Below are 6,816 nucleotides of genomic sequence, written 5' to 3'. Positions count from 1 at the left end.
CCATGCATTTTAATAAAACAGACTTACCTGTTCCACTCGATCCAATGATTAGGTTTGGTTTGCCTTTTTCGAATGTTCCAGAAATCCCTTTAAGAACTTCCTTTCCGTTAAATGCTTTGGCGATATTTTCTACTCTAATCATTTATAGTAACAATTGTGCTAAAAGATAATCCGCCAATAAAATAGCAATTACACTTTGAGTTACTGCGGCAGTACTGGCTTTACCTACTTCTAAAGAACCACCAACAGTATAGTATCCTTTAAAAGAAGAAATAGAGGCCACTAAAAAAGCAAATACAACAGATTTTATAAGTGCAAAAGTGACAGTGTATGGGTTAAACTCGAAACGGATACCATAGATGTATTCGTAAGGAGTTATTACCTCAGTTAAAACACCTGCCAGATAGCCACCAACCATGTTGAGCAAACCAGCTATAATCACTAAAACAGGATATGTAAGCAAAGACCCTAATATTTTAGGTAACACAAGATAGCTCGTGGAGTTGATTCCCATTACTTCTAAAGCATCTATCTGCTCTGTAATTCTCATCGTACCTAATCCACTGGCCATACTAGAACCCACTTTACCAGCATAAATAACTCCGATAATAGTTGGCGCTAGCTCAAGTATAGTCATATCTCTGACCACTAAAGAGATAACATAGTCCGGAATTAGGGGGCTTATAAGATTGTAAGCCGTCTGAATGGTAGTTACCGCACCCATAAAGAAAGATACCAGAGATACCAGAAATATGGAGTTGATTCCAATATTCATGGCCTCATCAATGGTAAGCTTAAAGTAGGTTTTAAAACTCTCAGTATTAACGAACAGTTTACCTAAAAAAATAAAATACTTCCCGAGTGTTTCCATTCAATAGTTTAAAATTAACCGATTTATCATATGTTATTTAGTGTTAAATCAGCCAACTTGCGAAAGTTAAACAATAATACTACAAATGATTTTGTTCCTAAATCGTTTTAATTGATAATCTCAGAATAAACATGAAAAAACTAGCAGTAATTACTGGTGGCACCAAAGGAATAGGCAAAGCATTGATTGAGAAGTTTGCTGATCAGCAGTTTGATATTATAACCTGTTCCAGAAATGAAGAGGATTTAAAAGAGCTTTCAAATGAAGTTTCTTCAAAGTTTGGAGTCAGTGTTCATACGTTTAAAGTAGATATGAGTAAGAAGAATCAAGTCCTTGGTTTTGTCGATGATATAGCTAAAATATCAGCACATGTTGATGTGTTGATCAATAATGCTGGTTTGTTTATACCAGGAGCAGTCCATGAAGAAGAAGATGGTGCTCTTGAGCAAATGATTGATACTAATCTATATAGTGCATATCACCTAACGCGTGGGTTGATACATGGAATGAAGTCTGAAAAATCGGGGCACATTTTTAACATCTGTTCTACTGCTTCGTTCGTACCTTATGTTAATGGAGGGTCATACTGTATTTCCAAATTTGCTATGCTGGGTATGAGCAAGGTTTTGAGAGAGGAAATGAAAGAGCATAATGTTAGAGTGACATCTATTATGCCAGGAGCTACTTTTACAGCTAGCTGGGAAGGTGCTGACGTCCCGGAAGAACGGTTTATGAAATCTGAAGACGTAGCTGATGCAGTTTTTAATGCATACACTATGTCTGATAGAACAGTTATAGAAGAAATAGTAATGAGACCACAATTAGGTGACCTTTAGTGGCTATTGAATTTGAACTTTCAATGACGAAATCGGTTATCTTTGTATCGTAAAAAGAAATTAATTTGGACACGCAAGTAATCAAAGCAAAGCAGTATTGTAATTCACTTACAGGCTATTCAAGACGCAAGACGAGAGAGGTAGTTATTGGAGATGTGCCTATGGGTGGAGATAACCCCATCAGGGTTCAATCTATGACCACGGTCGATACCATGGACACTATGGGAAGTGTGGAGCAGGTGCTCAGAATGGTGGAGTCTGGCTGTGAATATGTACGCATTACTGCCCCAAGTATTAAAGAGGCACAAAACCTTGATGAGATAAAGAAGGAATTGGCCAAAAGGGGCTGCAATGTTCCTTTAGTAGCTGATATTCACTTCACCCCAAATGCTGCTGAGCTAGCCGCTAAAATAGTAGAAAAGGTTAGGGTTAATCCTGGGAATTACGCTGATAAAAAGAGATTTGAGGAGATTGAGTACACAGATGAAACCTACAATGCTGAGCTTGAAAGAATAAGGGAAAAGTTTACTCCGCTTGTCAAAATTTGCAAAGAGAATGGCACTGCGATGAGGATTGGTACTAACCATGGCTCTTTATCTGATAGAATATTAAGCAGATATGGAGATACGCCACTTGGTATGGTAGAATCTGCTTTGGAATTTTTAAGAATTTGTGCTGATCTTGACTATCATGATATTGTACTTTCTATGAAAGCGAGCAATACTCAGGTAATGGTGCAAGCTTATAGATTGCTTGTTCAGAAGTTAGATGAAGAGGGCTTTGAGCCTTATCCGTTGCATCTGGGAGTTACAGAAGCTGGAGAAGGAGAAGACGGTCGTATAAAGAGTGCTGTCGGTATTGGTACATTGTTGGAGGATGGTCTTGGAGATACTGTTAGGGTATCATTAACCGAAGAGCCAGAGTTTGAGGCACCTGTGGCTCAGATCATGGTAGATCGTTATTTGAATAGATCTCTTGAAACTAAGATTAAGCCCGTTGGTAACTTGCCGATTGATCCATTTAGCTACTCCAGAAGGGTGACCCATGAAGTGGCCAATTTTGGAGACTCCAATGTTCCAAGAGTTATAGCAGATCTAAGTCGGGTAAGGATTGAGGACTATAAAGACCTTAAACAAATCGGGCATTTTTATTTGCCGGAGCTTGATAAGTGGAAAATGAATGACACTGGTGCGGACTATGTCTATTCCGGTAAAAACACTATTCCATTCATGTTGCCTAATGGGCTAAAGGAAATAGTGGATTATGATGTTTGGAAAAACTCAAATGATGCTAATAAACTTCCATTACTAAATGCCAATGAATTTTTAAGCGGTGATAAACTGCATTCAATAATCAACTTTGTGCTGGTTGAAGCAGTTGATTTATCTGATGAGCTGATTTTAAAATTGAAATCATCAGAAAATGTTGTGGTGGTTTTTGAAACCACTGAGCAGCATGCTCTGGCTGCAGTAAGGAGAGCTTTCTTTGAGTTTATTGAGCAAGGTGTTCAAACACCGGTAGTAATTAAAAGGGCCTATGCTAAAATCAGTGAAGATCATCTTCAGATTTATTCAGCTACAGATATTGGCGGTTTGCTTATTGATGGTTTTGGAGATGGAGCAATGCTTGGCACAGAGCTCAGCGCTCCAGGGTTAGATAAGGAAAATCAGCTTGAGCTGGTTAACCTTTATAACAAAACCACTTTCGGTATTCTGCAGGCAGCACGTACCAGAATGACCAAAACGGAGTACATTTCTTGCCCGTCTTGCGGAAGAACATTGTTTGACCTTCAAGAGACTACAGCTATGATTAGAAAGCGCACAGATCACTTGAAAGGCATTAAGATAGGTATAATGGGTTGTATTGTTAATGGCCCGGGTGAGATGGCAGATGCCGACTATGGTTATGTAGGGTCAGGCAAAGGAAAAATTACACTTTACAAAGGTAAAGAGGTGATGAAGCGTGGTGTACCTTCAGAAAAAGCTGTTGATGAATTAATAGAAATCATCCGTCAGGATGGCAATTGGATTGAATTGGAAGAAACGACTAATTAAGATGGAGAATAGCAAAGAGACAAATCAGAGTGAGGATAAAAACTCCCTGAAAGATTACTTTCAACTAGGAGAGGTGGCTGGATATTTCTTTAGAAAAAAGGACCCAAACAGGCCTTCAAATTTTAGTATCAAGTCCATGCACGTTATCAATAAAATCTCGATGAGCGTATTTCTCATTGGTATTATTTACTTAATAATAAAGCGTTTGTTTTAGTGGATATTGAATTCTACAGAGAGTACTGCCTCAAGAAGCCAGGTGTAACAGAAAGCTTTCCTTTTGATAATAACATACTAGTATTTAAGGTAATGAATAAGATGTTCGCGCTCTGCGATGTAGATTTATTTACCAGTGTAAACCTAAAATGTGATCCTGAGTGGTCAGTACAACTTAGAGAACAATATGATGGCATTAATCCGGGCTATCATATGAATAAAACACATTGGAATACTATAGAGATGGATGGAACCATTCCTGATAAATTATTTTTAGAGCTAATCGACCACTCTTATGAGCTAATAGTGAATAGTTTACCAAAAAAGGTAAAAGAGGAGTGGTCAAAACTTTGAAATGATTCCTCTTTTATTTCGGAACAATCTTTTTATTTCCCTGTTAAAATTTGCTGAATCATTGAATGCAATTAAAGCTTAATATGTATCCAGGAGTTAAATACACTTTTTTAAAGGCATTACTGGGCCTCGTCCTCTTTTTTCTTTCTAACAGCACTTTGGCAATACAGCAGAACAAAGCCACGCTTTCCGGCTATGTTAAAGATGCAAAAACAGAGGAGCCGTTGATCGGTGCTACTGTTCAGCTGGTTGGTACTAACACTGGGGCTGTCACAGATTTAGACGGTTTTTATCAAATTGAAAATATAGAACCACAGACCTATACCATCGCAGCTTCTTTTGTCGGTTATAAAACGCAAAATGTTTACAATGTGGTTATCCGCTCTGGAGGTAACCCCGACCTGAATTTTGATCTTGAGGAGACAGCTGAAGAGCTGGAAGGTGTTGAGATTACGGCTAATCCATTTGAAAAACTACAGGAAACACCACTGTCAGTGCAGCGCTTGTCTCAAGAAGAGATAGCGACATATCCTGGCGGTAATAATGACATTGCAAAGGTTGTTCAGTCTTTACCAGGAGTTGGTGGTTCTGTGGGCGGCTTTAGAAATGATGTGATTATTAGAGGTGGTGCACCCAATGAAAATGTTTATTATCTGGATGGAATCGAGATTCCGAATATCAACCACTTCTCAACCCAAGGTAGTGCTGGTGGACCGGTAGGTTTGCTTAATGTTTCTTTTTTCGAAGGGGTAACCCTTACTACCAGTTCTTTTGGTGCTCAATATGATAATGTGCTATCAGGTGTGCTGCAATTTGATCAACGCAACGGTAACAATCGAAATTTCAGGACTAATATCAGAGTAAGTAGCAGTGAAGCTGCCTTAACACTTGAAGGGCCTCTTTTTAAGAATGGCAAGGAGCAGAGCAGTACGTCTTTTATTGTTTCAGCACGCAGGTCTTATTTGCAACTTCTTTTTAAGATGATAGATCTACCATTCCTGCCAGATTACTGGGACTATCAATATAAGATCAACCACAAGATTGATGACTACAACGACCTGACCATTACTGGTGTTGGTTCAATTGATGATTTCTCGATAAACGTTCCCGATGATTATGATGAGGAGCAGCAAGCCACATTGGATCAGCTGCCTATTATAAAGCAATGGAGTACCACGGCAGGGGTTAGTTGGAAGAGAAGATTTAAGAATGGACAAGGCTTTATGACAACTGCCTTAAGCACTAATATTCTGAATAATGACTTTAAGCAATATAGAGAGCCAGCCACGGAAACAGATTTGTACTTGACCAATGTGAGTCAGGAGCAAGAAACTAAACTCAGGTATAATTATACCAGGTTTGCAGATGCCTGGACACTGTCTTCAGGTGCTATTATTCAGAATGCAGACTACTCCAACAATACAGAAGACATAGTCAATGGTTTTCAATTCAGTAATGAACTGAATTTCTGGAGGTATGGTCTTTATTTTCAAGCATCAAGAAATTTCTTTAGTGAAAGGCTAGGGATTTCAGGTGGACTCAGGTTAGATGGTAACTCCTTTACGGAAAATGGAAATGACCTAAGTACATTAAGTCCGAGATTTTCTATATCATACAAGTTAGACACTGAAGGCAAATGGACGGCTAATGCTTCTTTAGGTAGGTATTTTAAAATACCTCCTTATACCATTCTAGGTTTTATTGACAATAATGGCGTTTACGCTAACAAGGATGCTGAATACATACAAAGTGATCATGTTGTAGCAGGAGTGGAGCACTTACTAACACCTACTACCAGAATATCACTTGAAGGCTTTTATAAAAAGTACAGCGACTATCCTGTTTCTGTAACTGATAGTGTTTCGTTAGCAAATTTAGGAGGTGATTTTTCGGTTTTAGGGAATGAGCCTATTTTGAGTGTCGGACTAGGAAGAACATACGGCCTTGAGTTTTTAATTCAGAAGAAGTTTACCAAAAACTTTTATGGTATTCTGGCATACACGCTCTATAAAAGTGAATACACTGCCTTTGACAAAGACACCTATATATCATCAACCTGGGACAATGGCACGCTATTGACATTTACCGGAGGCTATAAATTGGGTAGAAACTGGGAGATAAGTGCCAGAGTCCGGTATCTGGGTGAAACACCTTACGCACCAGTAGATCAGGCCGCCACCTTGGCAAATTATCCGGCTATAGTTAGAGATTATTCAAGACAGGGGACTGTAACACTCGATCCTTTTAATCAAACCGATTTAAGAATAGATAAAAAGTGGAATCTTAAGGGATTCACATTTAACCTTTTCCTTGAATTACAAAATTTATTCTCTCAGCAAAGTCCTTCAGAACCTACATTTGGCTTGACCAGAGATGATGATGGGAATATCATTCAACCGAGAACTTTAAAGCAAATAGAAGATTTAGATGCCAGTTCTTTGTTGCCTTCTATTGGGTTAGTATTTGATTTTTGATTCCGAAAGATATG

General features: G+C 38.6%; 6 protein-coding genes and 1 pseudogene. 5 read left to right on the top strand and 2 right to left on the bottom strand.

Features of this window, described 5'->3' with window-relative positions:
* Positions 1–142, bottom strand: a pseudogene (locus tag E1140_RS21855) (ABC transporter ATP-binding protein); the annotation flags it as partial.
* Positions 143–871, bottom strand: a complete 729-nt coding sequence (locus E1140_RS17210) for an MlaE family ABC transporter permease (RefSeq protein ID WP_155186825.1) — start codon at positions 869–871, stop codon at positions 143–145.
* A 131-nt stretch (positions 872–1,002) separates the two neighbouring features.
* Between E1140_RS17210 and E1140_RS17205 the strand changes: the two genes are divergently transcribed.
* The 5 genes from E1140_RS17205 to E1140_RS17185 all read left to right on the top strand — a co-directional run bounded on the left by E1140_RS17205 (position 1,003) and on the right by E1140_RS17185 (position 6,802).
* Positions 1,003–1,707: an SDR family oxidoreductase gene (locus tag E1140_RS17205; RefSeq protein WP_155186822.1), complete on the top strand. Its 705-nt coding sequence runs from the start codon at positions 1,003–1,005 to the stop codon at positions 1,705–1,707.
* A 65-nt stretch (positions 1,708–1,772) separates the two neighbouring features.
* Positions 1,773–3,761, top strand: coding sequence for a (E)-4-hydroxy-3-methylbut-2-enyl-diphosphate synthase (ispG, locus tag E1140_RS17200; protein ID WP_155186819.1), 1,989 nt, complete (start codon positions 1,773–1,775; stop codon positions 3,759–3,761).
* Complete coding sequence (locus tag E1140_RS21850) at positions 3,724–3,975, top strand: DUF6728 family protein (RefSeq protein WP_343034266.1); 252 nt, start codon at positions 3,724–3,726, stop codon at positions 3,973–3,975. Before ispG ends, E1140_RS21850 begins: the two co-directional genes overlap by 38 nt.
* Positions 3,975–4,328, top strand: coding sequence for an MmcQ/YjbR family DNA-binding protein (locus E1140_RS17190; RefSeq protein WP_185153652.1), 354 nt, complete (start codon positions 3,975–3,977; stop codon positions 4,326–4,328). The genes E1140_RS21850 and E1140_RS17190 overlap by 1 nt, the downstream gene beginning before the upstream one ends.
* An 83-nt stretch (positions 4,329–4,411) precedes the next feature.
* Entirely contained in the window at positions 4,412–6,802 is a 2,391-nt protein-coding gene (locus E1140_RS17185; protein WP_155186813.1) for a TonB-dependent receptor, read from the top strand.
* Positions 6,803–6,816: the final 14 nt, after the last annotated feature.

Source organism: Fulvivirga lutimaris (assembly GCF_009711525.1).
GTDB lineage: Bacteria > Bacteroidota > Bacteroidia > Cytophagales > Cyclobacteriaceae > Fulvivirga > Fulvivirga lutimaris.
Note: the sequence above shows the minus strand (reverse complement) of the source record. Positions and strands in the feature narration are given on the sequence as shown.